Source organism: Sphingopyxis sp. UBA6723, assembly GCF_002454115.1.
In the GTDB taxonomy this organism is placed as follows: Bacteria; Pseudomonadota; Alphaproteobacteria; order Sphingomonadales; family Sphingomonadaceae; genus Sphingopyxis.
The window spans coordinates 98,797-122,685 of the sequence record NZ_DKIH01000004.1; the positions used below are offsets into that span (position 1 = coordinate 98,797).

Annotated in this window: 21 protein-coding genes, 2 tRNA genes and 1 pseudogene; 18 read left to right on the top strand and 6 right to left on the bottom strand. The window is 63.3% G+C overall.

Annotation, left to right across the window (positions count from 1 at the left end; genetic code table 11):
* The first annotated feature begins 51 nt into the window (after positions 1 to 51).
* From B4F07_RS02105 to B4F07_RS02145, 8 genes and pseudogenes are all read left to right on the top strand, one after another.
* Complete coding sequence (locus B4F07_RS02105) at positions 52 to 1,683, top strand: AbgT family transporter (RefSeq protein ID WP_293697942.1); 1,632 nt, start codon at positions 52 to 54, stop codon at positions 1,681 to 1,683.
* A 114-nt stretch (positions 1,684 to 1,797) separates the two neighbouring features.
* On the top strand, positions 1,798 to 2,994 hold the full coding sequence (locus tag B4F07_RS02110; protein WP_293697940.1) for a M20 aminoacylase family protein: 1,197 nt from the start codon (positions 1,798 to 1,800) through the stop codon (positions 2,992 to 2,994).
* A 21-nt stretch (positions 2,995 to 3,015) separates the two neighbouring features.
* Entirely contained in the window at positions 3,016 to 5,442 is a 2,427-nt protein-coding gene (locus B4F07_RS02115) for a penicillin acylase family protein (RefSeq protein ID WP_293697938.1), read from the top strand.
* A 13-nt stretch (positions 5,443 to 5,455) separates the two neighbouring features.
* Positions 5,456 to 6,235: a substrate-binding periplasmic protein gene (locus B4F07_RS02120; RefSeq protein ID WP_293697936.1), complete on the top strand. Its 780-nt coding sequence runs from the start codon at positions 5,456 to 5,458 to the stop codon at positions 6,233 to 6,235.
* Positions 6,235 to 6,888, top strand: a complete 654-nt coding sequence (locus tag B4F07_RS02125; protein WP_293697934.1) for an amino acid ABC transporter permease — start codon at positions 6,235 to 6,237, stop codon at positions 6,886 to 6,888. The genes B4F07_RS02120 and B4F07_RS02125 overlap by 1 nt, the downstream gene beginning before the upstream one ends.
* Positions 6,885 to 7,548 (top strand): annotated as a pseudogene (locus B4F07_RS02130) (amino acid ABC transporter ATP-binding protein). Before B4F07_RS02125 ends, B4F07_RS02130 begins: the two are co-directional and overlap by 4 nt.
* Positions 7,549 to 7,563: 15 nt before the next feature.
* Positions 7,564 to 7,932, top strand: a complete 369-nt coding sequence (locus B4F07_RS02140; RefSeq protein ID WP_293697930.1) for a cupin domain-containing protein — start codon at positions 7,564 to 7,566, stop codon at positions 7,930 to 7,932.
* Positions 7,929 to 9,323 (top strand): NAD(P)/FAD-dependent oxidoreductase, encoded by a 1,395-nt coding sequence (locus B4F07_RS02145; protein WP_293697928.1) that lies wholly within the window; start codon positions 7,929 to 7,931, stop codon positions 9,321 to 9,323. Before B4F07_RS02140 ends, B4F07_RS02145 begins: the two co-directional genes overlap by 4 nt.
* Before the next feature lie 7 nt (positions 9,324 to 9,330).
* On the opposite strand, the gene B4F07_RS02150 is transcribed toward B4F07_RS02145, so the two are convergent.
* On the bottom strand, positions 9,331 to 11,412 hold the full coding sequence (locus B4F07_RS02150) for a S9 family peptidase (protein WP_293697926.1): 2,082 nt from the start codon (positions 11,410 to 11,412) through the stop codon (positions 9,331 to 9,333).
* A 191-nt stretch (positions 11,413 to 11,603) separates the two neighbouring features.
* Between B4F07_RS02150 and B4F07_RS02155 the strand changes: the two genes are divergently transcribed.
* The 4 genes from B4F07_RS02155 to B4F07_RS02170 are packed head-to-tail and all read left to right on the top strand — an operon-like array spanning position 11,604 to position 14,919.
* Positions 11,604 to 12,503, top strand: coding sequence for a LysR family transcriptional regulator (locus B4F07_RS02155; protein ID WP_293697924.1), 900 nt, complete (start codon positions 11,604 to 11,606; stop codon positions 12,501 to 12,503).
* A 56-nt stretch (positions 12,504 to 12,559) separates the two neighbouring features.
* Complete coding sequence (locus B4F07_RS02160) at positions 12,560 to 13,351, top strand: HAD family hydrolase (RefSeq protein WP_293698002.1); 792 nt, start codon at positions 12,560 to 12,562, stop codon at positions 13,349 to 13,351.
* On the top strand, positions 13,348 to 14,499 hold the full coding sequence (locus tag B4F07_RS02165; RefSeq protein WP_293697922.1) for an alanine racemase: 1,152 nt from the start codon (positions 13,348 to 13,350) through the stop codon (positions 14,497 to 14,499). The genes B4F07_RS02160 and B4F07_RS02165 overlap by 4 nt, the downstream gene beginning before the upstream one ends.
* 18 nt (positions 14,500 to 14,517) lie before the next feature.
* Positions 14,518 to 14,919, top strand: coding sequence for a RidA family protein (locus B4F07_RS02170; RefSeq protein ID WP_293697920.1), 402 nt, complete (start codon positions 14,518 to 14,520; stop codon positions 14,917 to 14,919).
* 257 nt (positions 14,920 to 15,176) lie between these two features.
* Here B4F07_RS02170 and B4F07_RS02175 read toward each other — a convergent pair.
* Together B4F07_RS02175 and B4F07_RS02180 are read right to left on the bottom strand one after the other, a co-directional pair.
* A tRNA-Ala gene (locus B4F07_RS02175) sits at positions 15,177 to 15,252 on the bottom strand.
* Positions 15,253 to 15,379: 127 nt separating this feature from the next.
* Positions 15,380 to 15,703, bottom strand: a complete 324-nt coding sequence (locus B4F07_RS02180) for a TIGR02300 family protein (protein ID WP_293697918.1) — start codon at positions 15,701 to 15,703, stop codon at positions 15,380 to 15,382.
* A gap of 124 nt (positions 15,704 to 15,827) precedes the next feature.
* On the opposite strand from B4F07_RS02180, the gene aroA reads away from it, so the two are divergent.
* The 5 genes from aroA (at position 15,828) to B4F07_RS02205 (ending at position 20,785) form a co-directional block, all read left to right on the top strand.
* Complete coding sequence (gene aroA / locus B4F07_RS02185) at positions 15,828 to 17,156, top strand: 3-phosphoshikimate 1-carboxyvinyltransferase (protein ID WP_293697916.1); 1,329 nt, start codon at positions 15,828 to 15,830, stop codon at positions 17,154 to 17,156.
* Positions 17,153 to 17,683 carry a hypothetical protein gene (locus B4F07_RS02190; protein ID WP_293697914.1) on the top strand — a complete coding sequence of 177 codons (531 nt, stop codon included), beginning with the start codon at positions 17,153 to 17,155 and terminating at the stop codon, positions 17,681 to 17,683. Before aroA ends, B4F07_RS02190 begins: the two co-directional genes overlap by 4 nt.
* Positions 17,683 to 18,312 (top strand): (d)CMP kinase, encoded by a 630-nt coding sequence (locus tag B4F07_RS02195; protein ID WP_293697912.1) that lies wholly within the window; start codon positions 17,683 to 17,685, stop codon positions 18,310 to 18,312. Before B4F07_RS02190 ends, B4F07_RS02195 begins: the two co-directional genes overlap by 1 nt.
* 275 nt (positions 18,313 to 18,587) lie before the next feature.
* Entirely contained in the window at positions 18,588 to 20,303 is a 1,716-nt protein-coding gene (rpsA, locus tag B4F07_RS02200) for a 30S ribosomal protein S1 (RefSeq protein WP_293697910.1), read from the top strand.
* A gap of 203 nt (positions 20,304 to 20,506) precedes the next feature.
* Positions 20,507 to 20,785, top strand: a complete 279-nt coding sequence (locus tag B4F07_RS02205) for an integration host factor subunit beta (protein WP_088443494.1) — start codon at positions 20,507 to 20,509, stop codon at positions 20,783 to 20,785.
* Positions 20,786 to 20,948: 163 nt separating this feature from the next.
* Here B4F07_RS02205 and B4F07_RS02210 read toward each other — a convergent pair whose 3' ends face one another.
* Both B4F07_RS02210 and B4F07_RS02215 read right to left on the bottom strand, forming a co-directional pair.
* Positions 20,949 to 21,716: an ABC transporter permease gene (locus B4F07_RS02210; RefSeq protein ID WP_293697907.1), complete on the bottom strand. Its 768-nt coding sequence runs from the start codon at positions 21,714 to 21,716 to the stop codon at positions 20,949 to 20,951.
* Positions 21,713 to 22,651, bottom strand: a complete 939-nt coding sequence (locus B4F07_RS02215) for an ABC transporter ATP-binding protein (RefSeq protein ID WP_293697905.1) — start codon at positions 22,649 to 22,651, stop codon at positions 21,713 to 21,715. The genes B4F07_RS02210 and B4F07_RS02215 overlap by 4 nt, the downstream gene beginning before the upstream one ends.
* Before the next feature lie 90 nt (positions 22,652 to 22,741).
* Here B4F07_RS02215 and B4F07_RS02220 point away from each other — a divergent pair.
* A tRNA-Leu gene (locus B4F07_RS02220) sits at positions 22,742 to 22,827 on the top strand.
* Between the two features lie 14 nt (positions 22,828 to 22,841).
* On the opposite strand, the gene B4F07_RS02225 is transcribed toward B4F07_RS02220, so the two are convergent.
* Complete coding sequence (locus tag B4F07_RS02225; protein WP_293697903.1) at positions 22,842 to 23,777, bottom strand: GNAT family N-acetyltransferase; 936 nt, start codon at positions 23,775 to 23,777, stop codon at positions 22,842 to 22,844.
* Positions 23,778 to 23,889 lie beyond the last annotated feature (112 nt).

Sequence of the window (23,889 nt, forward strand, 5' to 3'; positions counted from 1 at the left end):
CGTGATATTCGCGCACGCGGGCCTCATGTCGTTTTCGAAGGAGAATCCACCTTGCCCGGTTCGGAAGCCGCGATCATGAGTGCCGAAACCGTCCGCCCCGCGCGCCAGAGAGGCTTTCTCGGCGTCGTCGAGCGCGTCGGCAATCTGCTGCCCGATCCGACCATCATATTCCTCTACCTGATCGTCGTGCTGATGATCATATCGGCAATCGGCGCGGCGCTGGGTTGGAGCGCTTCTTTGCCCTATTCGGGCAAGGAAGCGCCCGCCGGCGCGGAACTGGCCGGCGGCGTGCTGACCTATCGTGCGTCGAGCCTTTTCTCGGCCGACAATATCGCGCGGCTGTTTACCGAGATGCCGCGCACCTATGCCGGCTTCGCTCCGCTCGGTATCATTCTTACGATCATGATGGGCGCCGCGGTGGCCGAGCGATCGGGATTGTTCTTCGCGCTGATTCGCGGCTCGTTGCGTAACACCCCGCGCCGCTACATGACCCCGATCATCGCAGTGGTGGGCATGGTTTCGCACCACGCCGCCGACGCCGCTTATGTCGTGCTCATCCCGATGGCGGCGGTGCTCTTCGCCTCGGTCGGCCGCCACCCGCTCGCAGGGATTGCTGCCGCGCTTGCCGCCGTGTCGGGCGGTTACGCCGGGAACCTCATGCCCGGCCAGCTCGACGTCCTGCTGTTCGGCTTCACCCAGGAAGCCGCTCGGATTGTCGATCCGGGCTGGACGATGAACCCGCTCGGTAACTGGTATTTCATTCTGGGGATCGTAGTCTTTTTTACGCCGATCATCTGGCTTGTCACCGACCGGATTGTCGAACCACGGCTCGGCGCGTGGAACGAGGTCATCGACGACGAACTGCGCGCCGACCTCGAAAAGGGCAAACTCAACGATGGCGAGCGGCGGGGGCTTCGCCACGCCGGGATCGCCGCGTTGCTCGTCGCCGCGGGGTTCGCAGCACTGTGCCTGTGGCCCGGATATACGCCGTTCATCAACCAGGATGCGACAGGCCCCATCCGACTGCAGCCACTTTATGGGTCGATCATTGCTGCGTTGTTCCTGCTGTTCTTGCTCACCGGCATCGTCTTTGGGCGCGCTGTTGGGACAGTGAAAGGATCGAACGACGTCGTCGCGATGATGCGCGAAGGGGTCAAGACCATAGCGCCTTATCTCGTCTTCGTCTTTTTCGCCGCGCACTTCGTCGCGATGTTCAATTGGTCAGGTATCGGTCCGATCATCGCCATCAGTGGTGCCGAAAATTTGCGGGGTATGAACCTGCCCGCGCCGCTGCTGCTCGTCTGCGTCCTGCTCCTCTCGTCGGTGATGGATCTATTCATCGGATCGGCGACCGCGAAGTGGAGCGTCTTGTCCTCGGTGGTCGTGCCGATGTTCATGCTGCTCGGCATCAGCCCTGAAATGACAACCGCGGCCTATCGCATGGGCGACAGCTATACCAACATAATGACCCCGCTGATGAGCTATTTCCCGCTCGTCCTCGTCTTTTGCCAGCGGTGGGACAAATCAATGGGGGTTGGGTCGCTGCTCGCGCTTATGCTGCCATATGCTTTGTGCTTCATGGCCACGGGAATCACCATGGTCGTTGCGTGGGTCGCGTTCGACCTCCCCCTCGGCCCCGGCGCGCAGGTCTTTTATCAGGTCGCGGCGCACGCCGCGCCGTGAGAGAGCCGATGATGAAAAGCGCCGCCGAACATGCAACCATGTCCAATAAGCATTGGGGCCGCGCGCGCGCCGGCCCTAGCCTGACCTCGCCGCTGCGCCAGGAGGTGCGTCCCCATGTCCGTTGACCTCAAATCACTCGAAGCCGACATGACCGCCTGGCGCCGGCATATCCACCAGCACCCGGAGCTCGGATTCCATGAAGACGGCACCGTCCGCTTCATCCTCGACTTGCTGGAGAGCTTCAGCATCGACGAGATCGTGACCGGCATCGGCGGCACCGGCATCGTCGCGACGATCCGCGCCGGCGGGTCGGATCGCGCAATCGGCATCCGCGCCGACATCGACGCGCTGCCGATGACCGAGCTGGCCGAGTCCGACCACAAGTCCTGCACGCCGGGCGTGATGCACGCCTGCGGCCATGACGGGCATACGACGATGTTGCTCGGCGCGGCAAAGCATCTCGCCGCGACGCGCAATTTCGACGGCAAGGTGCACCTGATCTTTCAGCCCGCCGAGGAATCGCTCGGCTATCAGGGGCCGGGCGGCGATCCCGATGGCGGCGCCAGCGCAATGATCCGCGACGGGCTGTTCGATCGTTTCCCGATGGAGGCGATCTTCGGCATCCACAACCGGCCGGGCATCGCGGCGGGCAAGCTCGCGGGACGCGCGGGCGCGCTCTATGCCGCCGCCGACAAGTTCGAGATTGTCGTGTCGGGCAAAGGCGGCCACGCCGCACGCCCGCACCTGACGGTCGACCCCGTTCTCGTCGCGGCGCAGATCATCGTCGCTGTACAGAGCATCGTCGCGCGCAATACCGACCCGATGGACGCCGCTGTGGTGTCGATCTGCAAGGTCGAGGCGGGCACCGCATTCAACATTATCGCCGACGAGGCGCGCATGGGCGGAACGGTGCGCACGTTGTCGCGCGCCAGCCAGGACGCGACCGAGCAGCGGCTGCGCGAAATCGTCACCGGCGTCGCGGCATCGTTCGGCGCGACCGCCGAGCTTCATTACGAACGCGGCTACCCTGCCCTTCACAATCCGGCCGATCTTTACGCCAGGGTCCGCGACATCGCGATCGGCGTTGTCGGCCCCGATCGCTTCATCGACCTCGATGCACCCGGGATGGGGGGCGAGGATTTTGCACGCTATCTCGACATCGTTCCCGGCTGCTTCCTGCTCCTCGGGAACGGCGACGAGGGGCCAGGATCGGTGATGCTGCACAATTCGCACTACGCCTATGACGACAGCATTTCGCCGACAGGTGCGGCGCTGTGGGTCGCCTTGGCCGAGACATTCCTGCCCAAATAACCGATCCGGGGAGACGCTTTGATGCGCCGTTCGACTGCCGCCTTGCTCCATGCTTCGACCATCCTGCTCCTCGCCGTGGCCGCGCAGTCGAACGCCGCCGAAAAGGTCAGCATCTACCGCGACGATTTCGGGGTGCCGCACGTGCAGGCGGAGACATCAGACGCGGTGATGTTCGGCGCCGGCTATGCGATCGCGTCCGATCGCCTCGCCGCGATGGAGCTAGCGCGGCACAACACGCAGGGCCGCCGCGCCGAACTATTGGGTGCATCGGCGCTCGAAGGCGACAAGATGATGCGCGGCCGCAAGCTGTCCGACGCGGTGCTGATGCAGCGCTACAAGGCGCTGGCGCCCGAGCATCGCCAGATGATCCAGGCGATGGTCGACGGGATCAACAAGCGCATCGACGAAGTGAATGCCGACCCCGCGCGGCTGACCCCGCTCGAATTCATTCGCTGGGGGATCAGGCCGACACGTTGGAGCCTCACCGAATATCTCGCGCTGATCAGTGCCGCGCCGCTCGGCCGCGAAAGCTATGAGATCCAGAACCTCAAGTTCCTGAAAGAGATGACCGCGCGCTACGGACAGGAAAAGGCGTGGCAGATCTTCAACGACGTCGTGCCGATTTCCGATCCTGATTCCCCAACCACGATCCCTCCGGGCGACGACCTCGCCCCCGCCCGCCCCACACCGACGCCGGTGCTCGCGCCGGTCCAGCTGCCGTCCGGCGGCGTCGCGGCGGCGGCCGCGCAGGGGACGCCCCTCCAGCCGGTGAAAGGCGCGAGCCGCTGCATGGTCGTCGGCCCCGAAAAGTCCGCAAGCGGCAAGGTGTTGATGCTCGAAGCGACCGCCGACGGCCCCGAAATCCACCTCCACGGCGGCGGTTTCGACAATGCCGGGTTCGGCTCGACTGGCTGGGGCGTGCCGACAATGGGGCGCGGAGCACAGCACGGCTGGTTGCTCGTATCCGGCAGCAGCGAAGCCGGAACCGTGTTTGCCGAAAAACTCAACCCGAAGAACCGGTACGAGTATTGGCACAAGGGCGCATGGAAACGCATGGAGCACCGCACCGAGACCTTCAAGGTCAAGGACGGCGCAACCGTGACGCACGACCTCGCGTGGACGATCCACGGCCCGGTAATCGCCTGGGACGCCGAAAACGGCACCGCTTATGCGCAGCAGATGGGCGTGCATGGGCGCGAGCTCGACACATGGGTCGCCTTTGCCGAGATGGGCCGCGCCAAGAGCCTCGCCGAGTTCCGCGAAAAGGGGGTCGACCGGCTCGGGTGGAACCTTGGCGCCTGTTACGGCGGCGAGGACGGTACGATCGCCTATTTCGAGGCCGGAGCGCTCCCGAAGAAGGCGGCCGGGGTCGATCCGCGGTTGCCGACCCCGGGCACCGGCGAGTATGACTGGACGGGCTTTCTGACGCGCGATGAAAAGCCGAACATGATCAACCCGCGGCAAGGCTATCTCTTTTCCTGGAACAGCAAGGCGACGGCCTGGTCGCAGGAAGGAGACAATGCGCGGATCGGTGCGACCTTCCGGACCTGGCTCGGCGACCGGCTCGCGAAGGAGGGCCAGTCGCTGACCTTGCTCGACATGCGCGAGTTCAACGGCAAGATTTTCAACGCGCTCGGCGCGGTCGATCGCAACCAGGCCGCCCCCGACTTTTTCGCCCCCTATCTGCGCCAGGCGATCGAGACGAGCGACGATCCCGAGGTGAAGCGCGCGGCCGACTATATGCTCGGCTTCAACGGGCTCTATCAGGACCGCGACGGCGACCATAAATATGACGATCCAGGCCTCACGCTCTATCGCGCTTGGCTGCAGGTCGCGCCGCGCGTCGTATTTGGCGACGATATGGGCGACTGGTGGAAGAAGATCGATGAGGGACGATACCTGACCTATCAATCGAGCCTGCTGCTGCGCGCCTTTCAGGGCGACAAAGCGGGATTGCCGCTGGGCATCGACTATTTCAACGGGCGCGACCGCACCGAGGTTCTGATTGAATCGATCAAAGCAACGCTTGCCGAGATCAAACCGCGCTTCCCCGGCAAAGATATGGCAGAATGGAAGCAGCCGATCTTTTGGAAATACTTCGATGCGTCGCTTGAAACGCCCGAACGGCCGCAGATGGCCGAGGATGCCCCCGAAAAGCGCCTGTCCGCGGTCCTGCGCCTCGGGCCAACGATGGCGCCGCACAATGGCGGCGAAAGCTGGGTCGGGTTGATGGAAATCGGCGCCGACCGGCGTGCGCTCTATTCAGTCGTCGATGCGGGCGGGCAGAATCTGTTCATCGGTCCCGACGGCAAGGGCAACCCGCACCTCACCGACCAAACCATGATGCACGAGACCAACGAGCTCAAAAAGATCGAACTGTCGCCAGACAGGATACGCGAAACGGCGCGGTCGACGACGACGCTCGAATATCGGCCGCAGGCCCGTTAGCGCGGCAGCCGCGATGATCGAGCACTCCCGACCGGCGGCGTTGCCGATCCAGCGACGGGCGATGCTCGGGATGATCGCCGCTCTGCCGATTTCCGCATGCGCGCCTCAGCCGCGTGCGCCGGGCGAACTGTGGGTCGGTTCGTCGCCGACCGGCGTTCCGTTCAGCTATGTCGATCCTGCGACCAACGAACTGACGGGCGCGATGATCGATATCGCGCAGATCGTTTTGCGCGAACTGGGGATGAATGGCGACTATCGCGCCGCGCCCTTTGCCGCGCTCATCCCGTCGCTGACGACGGGGCGGATCGACATGATCGCGGCGGCGATGCAGCGCACCCCCGAACGCGCCGAAATCGTCGATTTCAGCGCACCGGTCTTTTCCTATGGCGGCGGACTTGTCGTTCGGAAGGCGGACCGCGGTTCCTATCCGGCGCTGGCTGCGGTGCGCGAGATGCGGGTGGGCGCGCAGGTCGGAACGCGCTTCGTCGATCAGCTGCACGCCGCTGGTGTCACGCGCGTCAAAAGCTATGACGGGCTGGGCGAAATCGTTCGCGACCTCGCCAACGGCCGGATCGACGCCGGCTATGGCGACGAACCGATCCTGCGCTACCAGCTTCGGGTTGGCCCAAAGCGGCCCGTCCGCATGGCCAGCGAGTTCACGCCGCCGGTCGAGGAGGATCTTTGCCTGATTGTCGCCAAGGGCGATCGGCTGCTTCCGCGCCTCAACGCCGCGATTCTGCGCCTGAAGGCAGCAGAAATACCCGCGATTCTGCAACATTGGGAGCTTGGCTGATGCAGGAATTTCTAGCGGACGCCGTGCTGTTCCTGCCGGTCCTGATCCGCGGCCTGGGCATCACCCTCCTCCTCACCGGCGCCGCACTGATCGTCAGCATCGCGCTCGGTCTCGTGTGGGTGCTGATGGGCTATTCGCGCTTTGCCCCGCTGCGCTGGATCAGCGGCACGATCATCAATGTCATCCGCGGTATCCCGATCATCGTCCAACTCTTCTGCATCTATTTCGTCCTGCCCGAATGGGGCATCGATCTGCCGCCCTTTGCAGCGGGCGTGCTCGGCCTCGGCCTCGCCTATTCGGTGTATCAGGCCGAAAATTTCCGCGGCGGGTTGTCATCGGTCGACAAAGATCTGATCGAAGCGGGCACGATGCTGGGCATGACCTGGCCGGTGCTGATGCGCCGCGTCGTGCTGCCGCTCGGCATCCCCGCCGCGCTGCCATCGCTCGGCAACACGACGATCATGCTGCTGAAAGATTCGTCGATCGCCTCGACAATCACCATCGCCGAACTCACCCGCGCGGGGCAATTGCTCGCGATCTCAACCTTCAAGAACGGCACCGTCTATCTGCTGATCGCCCTTCTCTATCTTGCCGCCAGCCTGCCGATGGCGGCGGGCGTGCGCGCGCTCGAACGCCGGTTCGCGCCCAAATGATCAGGCTGCGCGGCGTCCGCAAATCTTTTGGCACGCGCGAAGTCTTGCGCGACGTGAGCTTCGACGTCGCGGCGGGCGAGGTCACGTGTCTGATCGGTCCCTCGGGGTCAGGCAAGTCGACCATCCTCCGTTGCATCAACGGGCTCGAAGCTCATGATGCGGGGACGATCGAGGTCGACGGCGTACCAGTGACGCCGCACTCGCTGCCGCAGGTCCGCGCGGCGGTGAGCATGGTGTTCCAGCGCTTCAATCTGTTCCCGCATCGCACCGCACTCCAGAATATCGTCGAAGGTCCGGTCCATGTGCTCGGCCAGCCAATCGCCGAAGCGACCGCACGCGCGATGGCGCTGCTCGAAAAGGTCGGCATGGTGTCACACGCCAACGCCTTCCCGCGTCAATTGTCGGGCGGCCAGCAACAGCGCGTCGGCATCGCGCGGGCGCTGGCGATGGAGCCGCGCGCAATCCTGCTCGACGAGCCAACCTCGGCGCNNGATGATCGTCGTGACCCATGAGATCGCCTTCGCACGCGAGGCGGCGGACAGCATCCTGTTCGTCGACAATGGCGTGATCGCCGAGCAGGGACCGGCCGCTGAATTTCTCTCAAACCCGAAAACCGACCGCACTCGCCTTTTCCTCAGCCGGGTCCGCCACCCCATTTGATCAAAGGAGCCGCAAATGACCGCTGATCCGATCAGCCTATTCCGCTCTCACGAACTTCTCTCCATCGGTGCAATTGCACCTGTCGCTGCGCCGCTGGGCGAACCGGTTTCGCAGGTGCGTTCAGTCGCGATGCCGGGGGTTGGCGCAAGCCGCCATGGCGTTTGGCATTGCACTCCTGGGGTCTGGCGCCGACAGGTCGTCGAGGCCGAGTTCTGCCATTTCCTTGCCGGCGAAGCGATCTTCCGGCCCGACGATGGCGAGCCTTTGCACATCACCGGCGGCGACACTGTTTATTTTCCGCCGCGTACCGGCGGAACCTGGGAAATCCTGCGCGATAGCGAAAAGATCTTCATTGTCTTTGACGAGGTCGGAGCAGCCCGATGAGCGCAACCGTTTCACCCGCCGATATCGGCAGCTATTGGCTCGCGAGCTGTAACGACGATCTGACGCCGCGACCTGCCGTTTCTGGCGACGATACGGTCGACGTTGCGATCATGGGCGGCGGTTTCTCCAGTCTGTGGACCGCCTATTATCTGCTGCGAGACAACCCGGACCTGTCGATCGCAATCGTCGAGCGTCAGTTTTGCGGTTTTGGCGCGTCGGGGCGCAATGGCGGTTGGTGTTCACCGCGCTTTCCGATCAACCCCGCGGCATTGACCCGCCGTTTTGGCGCCGCGACCGCCCGCGCGATGCTGGTCGCACAGCAGGCGATGATCGACGAGGTCGGCCGGATTTGCGAACAGGAAGGCATTGATGCCCAGTTCAATCGGGTCGGGGTGCTGACGCTTGCCCGCAGCGCAGAGCAACTGCCCTCGATCCGACAGTCCTATAATGCGTATTGTAAACTGGGGATGGCCGATGCTTGCGAGCTACTTGATGCCGGACAGGCGCAGGCAGCGGTACATGCAACCGACGTCCATGGCGCGCTGCGCCTTCGCGCCGGCGCGACCATCCATCCCGGCCGCCTTGTGCGCGGCCTCGCGCGCGCGCTCGAACGGCGCGGCGTCCGCATTTACGAGCGCAGCGAGGTACTGCAAACGGTCGAGGGTGCGGCGCCCGCGCTGGTCACTGCGGGCGGCACCATTCGCGCCCGGCGCGCGGTGCTGCTGGCGGGCGAAGCCTATATGACTGCGCAGCCCGGCTATCGCCGCCGGCTGATCCCGATGGCCTCGACGATCATGCTCACCGCGCCGCTAACCGCCGCGCAATGGGAGAGTGTCGGCTGGCGCGGCGGCGAGTGCCTGTCCTCCTACGTCCACACCACCAATTACCTGACCCGTACTGCCGACGGGCGCATACTGTTCGGCAGTCGCGGCGCGCCGTATCAATATGGATCGGACATGGACGAGGCCGCGCTGCGCGAAAATGCGAATTTCGACTGGATCCGCGACCGGCTCACCGAATGGTGGCCCGCGCTGGACGGGATTGAATTCACGCACCAATGGGCGGGCTATCTCGGTATCCCGCGCGACTGGCTGCCCACCGTCCATTTCGACCCCGTCCAGCGCATAGGTCACAGCTATGGCTATACCGGCCACGGCGTCATCACCAGCGCGATCTGCGCGCGGGCGCTCGCGGGGCTGGTGAACGGACGTGCACCCGATCCGCACGTGCCCTATGTCCGCGAACAAGCGCCGAACTGGGAGGTCGAACCGCTGCGCTGGGCCGGCATCCGCTATGTCCAGAACGCCTATCTGCGGATGGACGTGGCCGAAGCGGCCGGGCGGCGGCCGCCGCTCGACGCGAACCTCGCCAAGTATCTGGGCGAACCCTAGCGGCCCGTCACTTCGCCATGGCCGCCAGCGCCGCTTCGAGACCGGGGACGAACTGCGCCCCTGCCTTCAATTCGACGCGTGACCCGACCAGATCGTCGCCATAAGGTTCGGCCGATCCGCCAAGGCATTTCGACAGGAAATGCTCGGCGATTGCGGCGAACGAGATGTTGGTGCCATCCTTCGCATAGACATGTCCTTCGTCGGGATAGAAGGCATAGGTCACCGGCTTGCCGCGCGCCTTCAACGCCTCGACGATCTCTTCCGACTGGCTGGGGAAGACGCGCGGATCGTTGGCGCCATTGGTAACGAGCAGCGGCTTTGAGATCGCATCGACGCGCGCGATCGGTGAGCGACGCATCAGGTCCGCCGCACCCTCTGGCGTTGCCGGGTCGCCGACGCGGTTGACGAACTGCGGACGTTGCCACGTCCACCAGTCGGGCATGGCGGCGACTTGTCGCACCAGATTGCTGGGACCGGCCAGGTCAACGCCGCATTGAAAGGTATCGGGGGTAAAACTTAGCCCGACGAGCGTCGAATAGCCGCCGTAGGACAGCCCCATCACCGCGACGCGATCCTTCGCCGTTATCCCTTTGTCGATCGCCCACTGCACCCCGTCGAGCAGGTCGTCGTGCATCGTCTCCGACCATTTCCTGTCGCCCTTCACCATGAAGTCGCTGCCGAAACCCCCCGACGCACGAAAATTCACCGACAGCACCGCATAGCCGCGGTCGGCGAGCCAGGCGTGCTGCGGGTCGAACGCCAGATCGTCGCGCAGCCAGGGACCGCCGTGAACGAGCAACACCATCGGAACGGGCGTCACCGGCATCCCGTCGGCGCCGCGTTTGGCGTTGGTCGGAAGCGTCAGGTAGCTGGGCAGAGTCAGGCCATCGCGCGAAGCGATCGTGACCGGGATGCGGCGGGCCAGCGCCTGTTTGTCGAGGTCGGGCCGCGTCGACAGCAACGGCACGAGCGTCCGGTCGTTGCGGTTCCACCAGCTATAGCGATCGGGGCGGTTCGGCACCGTTTCGAGGATCAGCCAGCGCGCGTTGTCGGCGGTCTGATCGACAATCCTGAACGGCCCGGCCGCCGCTGCTTCAAGCGCCAAAAACTCGGCACGCACGCCCTCCGATCGCACCGTCCATTCGCTGACCAGCGGGTCTTCGCGCGTCGCGAGCAGCGTGCCGCTGGCTTCGTCGAACAGCGGATCGACGATATCGGCACGTCCCGATGCCGCGAGCAAGACTTGCCTGCCCGTGGCGAGATCGACCGAGACGAGGTTCGCCTTGTCGCTGGTCCGGCTGTCGAACATCAACAGCTTGCCCTTGCTATCGAGGCTCAAAATTCTGGAATTGCGTAGCGAGGCGAGCGGGATCGTCATTAACTCGCTTGGCCCAGCGGGGTCAAGACGGAGATAGGTCGAAGAGCCGTCGACATTGCCACGAACGACCAGCCGGATATTGAAATCGGGATCGGCGACGACGTCGATATAGTTTCTCTCGTTGCGGAACACCTCGGTCCGCTGCCCCGTCGCGAGGTCGATCCGGTAGATGTCGCGATAGCGGCGGTCGCGAATGTTCATGCCAACCAGGATTTCGCCCGGGCGGCGCTTTGAAAGCTTCACGATCTTCGTCTGCACGGCCGGATCGGCGGTCATGTTGGTGACCGTGCGCTTTTGAAGGTTCGCGACCCAGAGCTGGCTATGCTCCTCGCCGCCGACATCCTTGAGCACCACGATGTACCGCCCGTCGGGGCTCCACTGGAAACTGTCGGGCGGCCTGGTATCAAAACGGGTGACGGGGGTTGCCGACTTGGGATCGTCGAGCGGCGCGACCCAGACGTTCAGGACGCCATTCAGCGGGTGGAGAAAAGCAAGCTGTCTCCCGTCAGGACTGATCTGCAGTTCGGAATAGGCAAGCGAGGCAAATAGAGCGTCGCGCGGGACGAGCGCGGCCGTCTGCGTCGGCCCCGGTTCGGCGCCGACGACCGGCACAGAGCTGAGCATGATCCCTGCGCCAAGCATCGCGGTCGTCAACAGCGTCGCCTGACTGGCCCAGCCTCGTCGTTCCTGCCGCAAAATGTTGAAACCCATTGCTTGCTCCCTCAATCAGCGTGTCTTCTAAGCCAACGCCCGCCAATGCAAGTCGCAGCGCTGTCAACAACCTGCCAATTGGGCGAACGCAGCTCCAATGCGCAATATGGATCAATCCATGCTGATCAGGAGGGGTAGGCACAGCGTGTCCCGGAGTTAAAAGCTCCAAGCGGCCGAAGGAACATAAGCAAATGGAACTGGCGTGGCTTGAGGATTTCGGCGCCCTGATACTCGCGGGGAATTTCTCGCGCGCAGCCGCGGCACGCTGCGTTACCCAGCCGGCCTTCAGCCGCCGCATTCGCGCGCTCGAAGAATGGCTCGGCGCCGAACTTGTCGACCGCAGCACGCACCAGATGGTGCTGACGTCGGCGGGAAAACGCTTCGCCAGTATCGCAGAAACGGTTCTGCGCGACATTGAGCATGGTCGGCGCGAGGTGCAGGAAATTGCCGGCACTTCGGCGTCGATGGTCAAAATTCTCGTTACGCACGCGTTGGCGCTGAGCTTCTTTCCACAATGGCTTGCGGCACTTCAGACAAAGACCGACACCGAGATTCCGATCCAGCTCACCGCTGACAATATGGGGACGTCCGAACAGATGATGTTGAGCGGAAAAGCACAGTTTTGTCTGTGCTATTTCCATCCCGACGCTCCCTCGGTTCTCGACGGCGCAGGTTTCCAGTCGATTTCGCTTAGGTCAGATGCGCTGGTACCAGTCAGCGCTCCACGAGGAACCGACAGGGCTCCCCTGCACGCGCTGACGGATGACGCCACTCATCCGGTTAATATGTTAGCCTATGGCGCTGAATCAGGGATGGATCGCATCGTTTCGGCGATGCTGGATGCAACAGCGACGCGCGGGCGTTTTACGACGGTATTCACATCGCACACGCTGATCCTTGCGCGCATGGCAAAGGACGCAAAAGGACTGGCTTGGTTGCCGCTGAGCATCGTCGCTGATGATCTGCAACAGGGTGCGCTGGTGCGGGCGGGCGATGCACACTGGGACATTCCGGTCGATGTCAGGCTGTATCGGCCGCGCGGACGACAATCCCCATCCGCCGAGATATTCTGGAGTCTGGCCAAGGCGTAGGGAAGCGAGGCGGGTGCATGGGACACCGCGATCGCCCAGGCGGATTTTTGACCGCCATGTTCATACGGGGCGGCATGAAACCATCAGCAACGGGCATTTGCCGACCGAAGCGTGCGATTGCTAATCGCTTCTCGCCGGACAGCAGCATCGCTGCCGTCCGAGAAGCCGCTTGGCGGCAGTTCTTGGCCGTAGTTGCTAAATTGGGATCTAGATCGATGAAACAAATAGCTCCCGTCGAAGCCGTGGTCTTCGATCTTCTGACGGCCCTTCTCGATTCATGGTCGGTCTGGAACCGTGCGGCGGGGTCCGAAGCCGACGGCCTGCGCTGGCGCCGCGATTATCTCCAGTTGACTTATGGCTGCGGCGCCTATCGCCCCTACGAAGACCTTGTCCAGGAGGCAGCCGTCAAAGCTGGTGTGGTTGCATCGGCCGCCGCCGCGTTGGTTGCGGACTGGCATATGCTCCGGCCCTGGCCAGAGGCACCCCGGGTGCTCGCCGAGGTCGCGGCGCGCGACATCCCGCTCGGTGTGATAACCAATTGTTCGGCAGATCTAGGGCGTCAGGCGGCAGAACGGGTTGGAGTGCCCTTTTCAGTTGTGCTGACCTCCGAAGAAACGGGATATTACAAGCCACGCCCCGAAGCATATCGTGCGGTCCTCGACCGGCTCGGCACCGATCCCGCGCGGACGCTCTTCGTGGCTGGCTCGCCGGCGGATATTCCGGGCGCGGCTGGCGTCGGCATGCCGGTTTTCTGGCACAACCGGGCCGGACTGCCATTTATCGCTGACGCGGCGCGGCCGTTCCTGATTGCCGACACGCTCGATCCGCTCCGGGAGTTAATCGTATGAGTGCGACCACCAGGTTTGCGGGACTGAACACCCCGCGCCTGATTCTCGACGCCGACCGGCTGGAACGCAACGCCGCGCGCATGCGCGCCCGCTGCGACGCGCTTGGCGTCATGCTGCGCCCGCACCTCAAGACCGCCAAGTCGACCGACGTCGCCTTGGTCGCGGCGAACGGCGAGCGCGGGCCGATTACAGTGTCAACGCTGGCCGAGGCCGAATATTTCGCGGCGGCGGGCTGGCGATATATCCTTTACACGACTACGATCGCACCCGCAAAACTGGCGCGCGCCCACCATATCCAGCGCGAGCATGGCGCGCGGCTTTTGCTGGTCCTCGACGACCGGCAGACCGCCGCGGCCTTGGGACAAGCCGCGGCAGCGCTCGGCGCGCGCTTCGGCGTCCTGATCGAGGTCGATTGCGGCGAACATCGCAGCGGCACTGAACCCGCGTCGGAAGAGCTTGTCGCGATCGCCGACGTGATCGACGCCTCTTCGCCGTATCTCGAACTGATGGGCGTGATGACTCACGCCGGGCATAGCTACGCATTCGACGACCCGGCGCCGATCCGGGCGCTCGCTGAAGTCGAACGACATGCCGCAGTCGCATCGGCCGAATTGCTCCGCACGCGCGGCTACCCCTGCCCCATCGTCAGCGTCGGATCGACCCCGACGCTGGCTTTCGCCGAGCAATTGCGCGGTGTCACCGAAGTGCGGGCGGGCATTTACCTGTTCTGCGACCTGTCGCAATTGTCGCGGGGCGTCTGCGCGCCGGAGGATATTGCCGTTTCAGTGTTGGCGACCGTCATCGGTCACCAGCGTCGCGGCGCCGTCCCCAGCCTGATCCTCGACGCGGGCGCACTCGCGCTATCCAAGGATGTCGGGGCCAACCGTTTCATGCCGAACGCCGGATATGGCTTGGTTTGCGATGCCGCGACGCTTGAGCCGCTGGGGTCGCTGACGGTCGTGACCGTGCATCAGGAACATGGCGGCGTTCCCGTGCCCGACGAAAGCTGGTTCGAACGCCTCCCGATCGGCAGCGTCGTCCGCATCCTGCCCAATCACGCCTGCCTGACCTGTGCGGCCTACACGTCCTACGATGTGCTGCGCGGCGGGGAAATCACCGAGGAATGGCCGCGAACGGGCGGCTGGTGAACGCAATGGGAGATCGAGATGAAACATCATAAGATGACGGAGATACGGTGCGCGGCGGTACCGCCGCCCGGCGGGCATTATGCCCAGGCGATATTGCACCGCGACACCCTTTATGTTTCGGGTCAGCTCGGCGTGACCGGAGAGACGCAAGACCCCGAAAGCCGATCGATCGCCGATCAGGTCGGCTTCGCGCTTGACAATATCGAAGCGATCGCGAGCGTCGTGGGTGCCTCGCTCGACGACGTCGTCCGATGCACGATCTATGTGACCGACGTCGCGCATTGGAGCGAAGTCAATCGGGCTTACGCCGCTTTCTTCGACACGCACCGACCCGCCCGATCGATTGTGCCATGTGGCTCGTTGCATTTCGGCGCGCTGGTGGAGATCGAGGCTGTCGTGGCGGTGGGTCTCGAACATTGAGGGGAGGCGAGCCGAACGCCAATTAGCGAGGCGCGGACCGACCACTATCCGTGAATCAACCGAATGGCCGCTTTCGGGCGCGTGCTAATCAAGGCGGGAACGGCAGGGATTGGGCGCAAAGCTGACATATCTTACCGGCGCTTATATTTCCGGGAGACAATCATTTATCAAAAATCAGCGTTACCCCCTAAAATCCGCTACAAAATATGGGGCAGCATGATTAAAAATGTAACATTTTCAATTTTTTAGGTAGGAAATGGTGGAGCCTAGCGGGATCGAACCGCTGACCTCCTGCATGCCATGCAGGCGCTCTCCCAGCTGAGCTAAGGCCCCACATCTTCATCCGATCACTCTCACCGTAGCGGTTGCTGCGATCGGGTTGCCGCCTTTAACAGTGCGGGCGGGCGATGCAAGGGGCCAAATGCATCGGACGATACCTTTTTGGCCCCTGAAACAAAAATCAGGTTTCGACGTCGTCGTCGTCCGCCGTCGCAACGCCCAGATCGTCGTCGCCGCCCAGGTCGACATCATTGTCCGGCGAGTCATTATCCTCGTCGACATCGACGTCCAGATCCAGATCCTCGTCGACGACGACTTCTTCCTTGGCGACCTTGCCGGGCTTTTCGACCTCGAACGGTGTCGATTGCTTCGATTTCAGCACCGATTCCGGAATCCAGTTGTAACCGCAATTGATGCAGCTGACCGGATCATCCTTGGTCAAATCATAGAATCGGGTGGCGCATTTCGGGCAGCTGCGTTTCGTGCCCCATTCAGCCTTGATCATAAATTCCTCGTAACCTTCTGGAAACAGAATAAATTGTGTGGAAAGCGACAGCTGCCGGCGCGGCGTCCATCAAATCGGCGTGCGCCTTGCCAGATTGTAAGGGCGCTGTCAAAAGCCGCTCGCCATGACCGATCAAACCGCCCGCCCGCGTAGCTTTTCCGCTTCCGTTCCGCTCAAGGGCCGGATCGCGATTCCCGGCGACAAAAGCATTTCGCACCGATCGCTGATGCTTTCGGCGCTCGCCGTCGGCGAAAGCCGGGTTACCGGTCTGCTCGAAGGGCATGACGTGCTCGCCACCGCCGCCGCGATGCGCGCGATGGGCGCCTCGATCGAGCGCAGGACTGATGGCGAGTGGCGCATCCATGGTGTTGGGGTGGGCGGGTTGCTCCAGCCGCGCGAAGCGCTCGACATGGGCAATAGTGGCACCTCGACCCGGCTGCTGATGGGGCTCGTTGCCAGCCACTCGATCACCGCCACGTTTGTGGGCGACGCCAGCCTGTCGGGCCGTCCGATGGGCCGCGTCATCGATCCGTTGGCGCAGATGGGCGCCGACATCACCTCATCGCCCGGCGGGCGGCTGCCGCTGATGGTCCGCGGCCTCGCCCCTGCCATCCCCCTCGCCTACCGCCTCCCCGTTGCGTCGGCGCAGGTGAAAAGCGCGGTGCTGCTCGCCGGGCTTAACACGCCGGGCATCACCGAGGTCATCGAGCCTGTTCCCACCCGCGACCACAGCGAACGCATGCTGCGAGGCTTCGGCGCCGACCTGAGCGTCGAAGCCGATGCCGATGGCACCCGCCATATCCGCATTGTCGGCGAGGCCGAGCTGAAGCCGCAGATGATTGTCGTCCCCGGCGACCCATCCTCAGCGGCCTTCTTCATCGTCGCAGCGCTGCTTGTCCCTGGCTCCGACATCACCATCACCAATGTCGGGCTGAACCCGACCCGCGCCGGACTGATCGATGTGCTGCGCCAGATGGGCGGCGACATCGAACTGGTCGATCCGCGCGAAGTCGGCGGCGAGCCTGTCGCTGACCTGCGCGTGCGCCACAGTGCGCTCACTGGCATCGATGTCGACCCCGCGGTCGCTCCCAGCATGATCGATGAATTCCCGATCCTGTTCGTCGCCGCAGCGCTGGCGCAGGGGCGCACGACAACCACCGGCCTCGACGAACTGCGCGTCAAGGAAAGCGACCGCCTTGCTGTGATGGCGGCAGGCTTGAAGGCCATAGGCGTGCGCGTCACCGAGACCGAGGACGGCCTGATCATCGATGGCACCGGCGGCGACCCGCTGCCCGGTAGCGCGACCGTTGCGGGCCATCTTGACCACCGTATCTGCATGAGCTTTGCCATCGCCGGACTTGTCACCGGGTCACCGGTGACGATTGACGATATGGCGCCGGTGGCGACAAGCTTTCCGAACTTTGAACGCCTGTTGGAGGATCTCCAGAAATGACGACTCATCGCGGACGCCCGATCATGGCGCTGGGCGCACTCGCCCTCACCTTTACAGCGATCACGGCCTCGCCGGTCGCGGCTCAGCAACGCGTGGCGGACCCGTTTGTGCGTGCCGATGCCAGTTTTTCGCCGCACCGGCTCAACCGCGTTGTCCGGCCACAAGCGATCGGCAAGCCCGCCAATTGCTTCGACGGGGAATGTGAATGGGTCGATAAGGCCGAGGTTGCGCACAGTTTCGGCGGCAAGCTGCTGGCGATCAAATCGATTTCCGTGCGTCCCGACGACCGCCGCGCGCTGCAGGCGCTCGGCATCGGCACGGCGCGTGATCGCTCGGCGGTGTTGACCCGCGTCCGCGCCTTTCTGCCAGAAATCAAGATCGACTGCCTGGAAGCCGGACAGGCCGGTGAAGGTCAGGGAATCGCATCGTGCAGCGGGTCGTTTCGATCCGGCGCATGGCTCAAGCTGCTGTTCGGTCCCGATGGCCGCCTGACCCAGGCGCGGATCGACGCGTTCCAGATCAACTGATGATCATTGCTGTTGATGGTCCGACCGCATCGGGCAAGGGCACGATTGCGCGCGCGCTTGCCGAGCATTTCGGGTTGCCGGTGCTCGACACCGGCTTGCTGTATCGCGCGGTCGGCTATCAGACGCAGCTAAACCATGGCGACGCCGATAATGCGGCTGATGCCTTGGCCGCGTGCGATTTTCCGGATCGCCTGCTCGACGATCCCGCACTGCGCTATGAAACGACAGGCGGGCTTGCCAGCCGCGTGTCGGTACACCCGCAGGTGCGCGCGGCGCTGTTGCAGCGGCAGGTGGACTTCGCCAACCAGCCCGGCGGCGCGATCCTCGACGGCCGCGATATCGGCACCGTCATCGCCCCCCACGCCGATGCCAAGCTGTTCGTGACCGCCAGCGCCGATGTGCGCGCGCGCCGCCGTCATGCCGAGATGTTGTCACGCGGCGTCGATGTCACCTTCGACGCCGTCCTCGCCGACGTTCACGCCCGCGATGCCCGCGACACCGGGCGCGCCGACGCCCCGTTGCTGCAAGCGCCCGACGCCCTGCTGCTCGACAACAGCGACATGCCGCGCGACGCCGCGATTGCCGCAGCCATCGCCTTTGTCGAAGCGCGCCGGAACGACCGCGGCTAAACGGGCTTTCGACCTTGCCTTTGCGGGGTTTGCGGACTATAGGCGCCCCGTCCGACGGGCCTTTCAGCCGGTCGAGGCACGGACAACCGCCGCCCGCAACCGGGCGTCGGGCGTGACGAGGCGATCTCGTCGCGCCCTTTTTGCTTTGCCCCTGCCCCGCCCGAACTGGCCCGAAGGATGTTCTGCATCGCATCCGGCGGGCAGGACAGATCGGCCATTAAGACCAGCGGAACCAACCGCTTGGCCGGAACAAATGAAGTAAGGAATATATCTCTATGGCCACTACGGCTTTTCCGACGCGCGACGATTTCGCCGCGATGCTCAATGAATCGCTTGGTGGTGCGGACGGCGGCTTTGAAGGCCGCGTCGTCAAGGGCACCGTCACCGCGATCGAAAACGACCTGGCAGTCATCGACATTGGTTTGAAGAGCGAAGGCCGCGTGCCGCTGCGCGAATTCGCCATGCCGGGCCAGAAGGCCGACATCAAGGTCGGTGACGAAGTCGAAGTCTATGTCGACCGCGTCGAAAACGCCAATGGCGAAACCATGCTGTCGCGCGATCGCGCCCGCCGCGAAGCCGCCTGGGACCGCCTGGAAGAAGAATTCAACAAGGAAGCCCGCGTCGAAGGCGTCATCTTTGGCCGCGTCAAGGGCGGCTTCACCGTCGACCTCGGCGGCGCCGTGGCGTTCCTGCCCGGTTCGCAGGTCGACATCCGCCCGGTACGCGACGTTGGCCCGCTGATGGACCTGCCGCAGCCGTTCCAGATCCTCAAGATGGATCGCCGCCGCGGCAATATCGTCGTGTCGCGCCGCGCCATCCTCGAAGAAACGCGCGCCGAACAGCGCTCGGGCCTGATCCTGAACCTGGAAGAAGGCCAGATCATCGAAGGCGCCGTCAAGAACATCACCGATTATGGTGCGTTCGTCGACCTCGGCGGCATCGACGGCCTGCTCCATGTCACCGACATGAGCTACAAGCGCGTCAACCACCCGAGCGAAGTCATCAACATCGGCGACACGGTCAAGGTGCAGATCATCCGCATCAACCGCGACACGCAGCGCATCAGCTTGGGCATGAAGCAGCTTGAAAGCGATCCGTGGGAAGGCGTCGCCGCCAAGTATCCCGTGGGTGCGAAGCTGTCGGGTGTGGTCACGAACATCACCGATTACGGTGCGTTCGTCGAACTGGAAGCCGGCATCGAAGGCTTGGTCCACGTCAGCGAAATGTCGTGGGTCAAGAAGAACGTCCACCCCGGCAAGATCGTTTCGACCAGCCAGGAAGTCGACGTCATCGTCCTCGAAGTCGACAGCGACAAGCGCCGCATCTCGCTCGGCCTCAAGCAGGCTCAGTTGAACCCCTGGGGCGCATTCGCCGATACCCACCCGGTGGGCTCGGTCGTCGAAGGCGAAGTCAAGAATGCGACCGAATTCGGTCTGTTCGTTGGCCTGCCCGGCGACGTCGACGGCATGGTCCACATGTCGGACATCGCCTGGGGCATCTCGGGCGAAGAAGCGCTGCATCTTCACCGCAAGGGCGAGGCCGTGCAGGTCGTGGTCCTTGATGTGGATGTCGAGAAGGAACGCATCAGCCTGGGCATCAAGCAGCTTGAAAAGGGTGCTCCGGCCGTTGGCGGCGGCTCCGCAGCGGCTGCTGGTTCGGTGAAGAAGAACGACGTCGTTACCGTCACCGTCCTGGAAGTTCGCGACAATGGCTTGGAAGTTCAGGCTGGCGACGATGGCGCCACCGGCTTCATCAAGCGCGCCGATCTTGGCCGGGACCGCGACGAACAGCGCGCCGAGCGTTATCAAGTCGGCCAGAAGTTCGATGCGATGGTCATCGGCTTCGACCGCTCGAAAAAGCCCAACTTCTCGGTCAAGGCGATGCAGATCGCCGAAGAGAAGCAGGCCGTCGAACAATATGGTTCGTCGGACTCGGGTGCGTCGCTCGGCGACATCCTTGGCGAAGCATTGAAAGCCGGCAAGAAAGATTAATTTCAAACTTGCATAGCGAAACGAACAAAAAGGCCCGCAGAGTGTCCCTCTGCGGGCCTTTTTCTTTTGGTGATATATTTTGACCAAACAGTGATTCGTGATACCTTCCGCGCGCGTTGGGAGGGGTCTCGCGCAAAAATGGACCGGCAACGACCGGACGCCTGCTTCGGCGGGAAATGCGTGGCACATACTAGGGGAAGCAAATGATCCGGTCAGAACTGGTTCAAAAGATCGCGAGCGAAAACAGCGATTTGCGTGTTGATGAAGTCGAACGCATCGTGGACACGTTCTTTGATTCCATCGTCGAACAGCTGGCGGCGGGGGGCCGTGTCGAGTTGCGCGGCTTTGGCGCGTTCTCGACCCGCGCGCGCGAATCGCGCACCGGTCGCAATCCGCGCACGGGTGCGTCGGTCGATGTGAAGGCCAAAAATGTGCCCTATTTCAAACCCGGCAAAGAAATGCGCGAGCGGCTCAACGACTAAAATCGTCGGTCACGGCGACGCCAGCCCCGTCGCTGGCGTTAACTTTCGCGTCCTATTCGCCTGAAAATTTCGATCGTACCGAAAATTCGCGCTTCTGCTTCGTCCGCGTCGCGATGACGACTGGCATCGTCAGCCAGCGCTGCTCCGGCAACGCTGGCGACTGTCAGTTCTTCAATCGATAGCCGGTGCGGAACATCCAGAAGATCACGCCCAGGCACAGGATAAAGAACAGTGCGACCGCGGCCATGCTCACCTCGATGCCGACGTCACCCTTGCCAAAAAAGGTCCAGCGAAAGCCGCTAATCAGATAGACGACAGGGTTGAACAGCGTCACCGTGCGCCACGCCGCGGGCAGCATGTCGAGCGAGTAGAAGGCGCCACCGAGGAAGGTGAGCGGATAGATCACCAGCATCGGGATCACCTGCAGCTGCTCGAAACTTTGCGCCCAGATGCCGATGATGAAGCCGAACAGGCAAAAGGTGATCGCCATCAGCAACATGAAGCCGACCATCAGCAGCGGATGCGCGACCTGGACGTCGACGAACAGATGCGCGGTCGCAAAGATGATCGCTCCGATGATCACCGACTTGGTCGCCGCCGCGCCGACATAGGCGATCACCGTTTCCAGCGGCGACAGCGGCGCGGAGAGCATCTCGTAAATCGTTCCCGTCCATTTGGGCATATAGATGCCGAACGAGGCATTGCTGATGCTTTCGGTGAACATCGTCAGCATCATCAGCCCGGGGACGATGAAGGCGCCGTAAGGCACGCCGCCAACTTCGCTCATCCGGCCGCCGATCGCCGATCCGAACACCACGAAGTAGAGCGCCGTTGTAATGACAGGCAGCGCCAGACTGGTCCACACGGTGCGCCCGAAGCGGGCCAGTTCAAAGGCGTAGATTGCGCGCACGCCGCGCCAGTTCGCGGTCATGCGGCCTCTCCCTTGGTTTCATGGACCAGCCCGACGAAAATATCCTCGAGCGAGCTTTGCTTGGTGTGCAGATCCTTGAACGCGATCCCGAGATCGCTCATTTGGCGCAGCAGCGATGGGACACCGGTCGCCTCAGCATGGCTGTCGAATTCATAAACGAGCTCATGCCCGTCACCTGTCAGTACCAGCTTCCAGGCCGCCAGTTCGGCCGGAACCGTCGCCAGCGGCTCGGCGAGATTGAGCGTCAGTGTCTTGCGACCCAATTTCTTGATCAGCGCGTGCTTTTCCTCGACCAGGATCAGCCGCCCCTTGCTGATCACTCCGACGCGGTCGGCCATTTCCTCAGCCTCTTCGATATAATGGGTGGTCAGGATGATCGTCACCCCACGCTCGCGCAGCCCGTGGACCATCTGCCACATGTCGCGGCGCAGCTCGACGTCGACCCCGGCGGTCGGCTCGTCGAGGAACAGGATTTCGGGCTCATGGCTCAGCGCCTTGGCGATCATCACGCGGCGTTTCATGCCGCCCGACAGCTCCATGATCTTGGAATTGCGCTTGTCCCACAGCGACAGGTCGCGCAGCAATTGCTCGATGAACGCGGGATCACGTGGCTTGCCGAACAGCCCGCGCGAGAAGCTGACCGTCGCTAGCACCGTTTCGAACGCATCGGTGTGCAGTTCCTGCGGCACCAGCCCGATCATCGTCCGCGCGGTGCGATAGTCGCGCGCATGATCATGCCCCGCGACCGTCACCGTCCCCGTGCTGGCGGTCACGATCCCGCAGACGATGCTGATCAAAGTCGTCTTGCCCGCGCCATTCGGCCCGAGCAGCGCGAAAATCTCGCCCTTGTTGATCGAAAGATCGACATCGCTGAGCGCAATGTGACCGCTTTTATAGGTTTTTCCGAGACCGGAAATTTTGAGAACAGCTGTCATGCCACGCCGTCTAGCCGAGCGACCGGGTGGGGTGAAGCAGCAAACAGCGCTTGACCTGAATCAGCCCATCGGCTTGACCGGCTGCACCGTGCGGACGTGGCGAAATCGGTAGACGCAGCAGACTTAAAATCTGCCATCCTCTGGATATGCGGGTTCAAGTCCCGCCGTCCGCACCATCATATCGGATCAGTCAGCCGCGGATAAGCGCCTTCACTCTGGCCCGCAGCCCGAAGCGGTCGAGTAGCGCCTTGCCGCGCAACGCCGCGCCGTCGATTCCCTGCATCATCGCCAGCACAGCGCGATTGCGGAGCGTCGGGCGCAGCACCAGCACGTCGGCACACGCCACCGTGGCGCGGCCGAATTGCGCCTTGTGCGCGCCATCGCCCTCGGTAAAATCAAAGGCGCGAAAACGGTTTTCGCTGTAAAGCGCGCGCATCGCCTCGACGTGCAGCACCGTCCCCGGCGACAGCTCGGCGAAATCGGGATCATAGCCGAGATGCGCATAGATCAGGACATCCTGCTCGACGGGCAGATACAGATAGGCGATCGCCTGCCCGCCCGCGAACAACAGAAAGGCGCGGACATTGTCGGCGGCGGCGGCCGCGACCGCCTGCGCGATGTCGGCCTCTCCGGTCGGAAGGCCAGCCTGCATCAATCGGGCCTGATAGGTCCGACGCGAAAGATCGCCCGCGACCGCCATGAATTCGGCGATGTCCGCCGCAGTGCGATAGGATCGCACCGTGAATCCGCCATCAAATTGCTCGGCAAGCCGCCGTGCCTTGCGTGACAGGGTGGAACGCGTCTTGGAGGAAAATCCCTGCCACCAATCGTCAAAGCTGCTGTGCTGCATCGCGATATAGTGGCGGGGATAATCCTGACGGATGGTGACCAGCCAGTCCGTCATTCGCGCCCTGAGCGCGGGCAATCGTTCGACGGGTAGCGAACGGAGCATCCAGCCGTCGCGCCCCGGCGGCGCCATGACGTCGTCGACTTCGCCGGTCAGCACCGCATCCAGGCTGTGCGGCACCACGCGTAATCGCCGCCGCACATGACCGATTGTGCGCCCCGCAATGTCGATGCGCAGCGCGACCGGATGGTCTGAAATTTCTTCGCCCTGCCCTTTCATTCTTTCACCATTTGCGACGATCATCCTATTCCGGTTTCGCAGCCTTTGGTTATGATTGGCTTACACCGGCGTAAAGGATCAGACGGACAATGACGGCAACAGGCACATATCG

Bases quoted from the DNA above. Each gene is read 5' to 3' on its own strand.
- B4F07_RS02110 (WP_293697940.1), top strand. From the start codon at position 1,798: ATGTCCGTTGACCTCAAATCACTCGAAGCCGACATGACCGCCTGGCGC.
- B4F07_RS02115 (WP_293697938.1), top strand. From the start codon at position 3,016: ATGCGCCGTTCGACTGCCGCCTTGCTCCATGCTTCGACCATCCTGCTC.
- B4F07_RS02120 (WP_293697936.1), top strand. From the start codon at position 5,456: ATGATCGAGCACTCCCGACCGGCGGCGTTGCCGATCCAGCGACGGGCG.
- B4F07_RS02125 (WP_293697934.1), top strand. From the start codon at position 6,235: ATGCAGGAATTTCTAGCGGACGCCGTGCTGTTCCTGCCGGTCCTGATC.
- B4F07_RS02140 (WP_293697930.1), top strand. From the start codon at position 7,564: ATGACCGCTGATCCGATCAGCCTATTCCGCTCTCACGAACTTCTCTCC.
- B4F07_RS02145 (WP_293697928.1), top strand. From the start codon at position 7,929: ATGAGCGCAACCGTTTCACCCGCCGATATCGGCAGCTATTGGCTCGCG.
- B4F07_RS02150 (WP_293697926.1), bottom strand. From the start codon at position 11,412: ATGGGTTTCAACATTTTGCGGCAGGAACGACGAGGCTGGGCCAGTCAG.
- B4F07_RS02155 (WP_293697924.1), top strand. From the start codon at position 11,604: ATGGAACTGGCGTGGCTTGAGGATTTCGGCGCCCTGATACTCGCGGGG.
- B4F07_RS02160 (WP_293698002.1), top strand. From the start codon at position 12,560: ATGTTCATACGGGGCGGCATGAAACCATCAGCAACGGGCATTTGCCGA.
- B4F07_RS02165 (WP_293697922.1), top strand. From the start codon at position 13,348: ATGAGTGCGACCACCAGGTTTGCGGGACTGAACACCCCGCGCCTGATT.
- B4F07_RS02170 (WP_293697920.1), top strand. From the start codon at position 14,518: ATGAAACATCATAAGATGACGGAGATACGGTGCGCGGCGGTACCGCCG.
- B4F07_RS02180 (WP_293697918.1), bottom strand. From the start codon at position 15,703: ATGATCAAGGCTGAATGGGGCACGAAACGCAGCTGCCCGAAATGCGCC.
- aroA (WP_293697916.1), top strand. From the start codon at position 15,828: ATGACCGATCAAACCGCCCGCCCGCGTAGCTTTTCCGCTTCCGTTCCG.
- B4F07_RS02190 (WP_293697914.1), top strand. From the start codon at position 17,153: ATGACGACTCATCGCGGACGCCCGATCATGGCGCTGGGCGCACTCGCC.
- B4F07_RS02195 (WP_293697912.1), top strand. From the start codon at position 17,683: ATGATCATTGCTGTTGATGGTCCGACCGCATCGGGCAAGGGCACGATT.
- rpsA (WP_293697910.1), top strand. From the start codon at position 18,588: ATGGCCACTACGGCTTTTCCGACGCGCGACGATTTCGCCGCGATGCTC.
- B4F07_RS02205 (WP_088443494.1), top strand. From the start codon at position 20,507: ATGATCCGGTCAGAACTGGTTCAAAAGATCGCGAGCGAAAACAGCGAT.
- B4F07_RS02210 (WP_293697907.1), bottom strand. From the start codon at position 21,716: ATGACCGCGAACTGGCGCGGCGTGCGCGCAATCTACGCCTTTGAACTG.
- B4F07_RS02215 (WP_293697905.1), bottom strand. From the start codon at position 22,651: ATGACAGCTGTTCTCAAAATTTCCGGTCTCGGAAAAACCTATAAAAGC.
- B4F07_RS02225 (WP_293697903.1), bottom strand. From the start codon at position 23,777: ATGAAAGGGCAGGGCGAAGAAATTTCAGACCATCCGGTCGCGCTGCGC.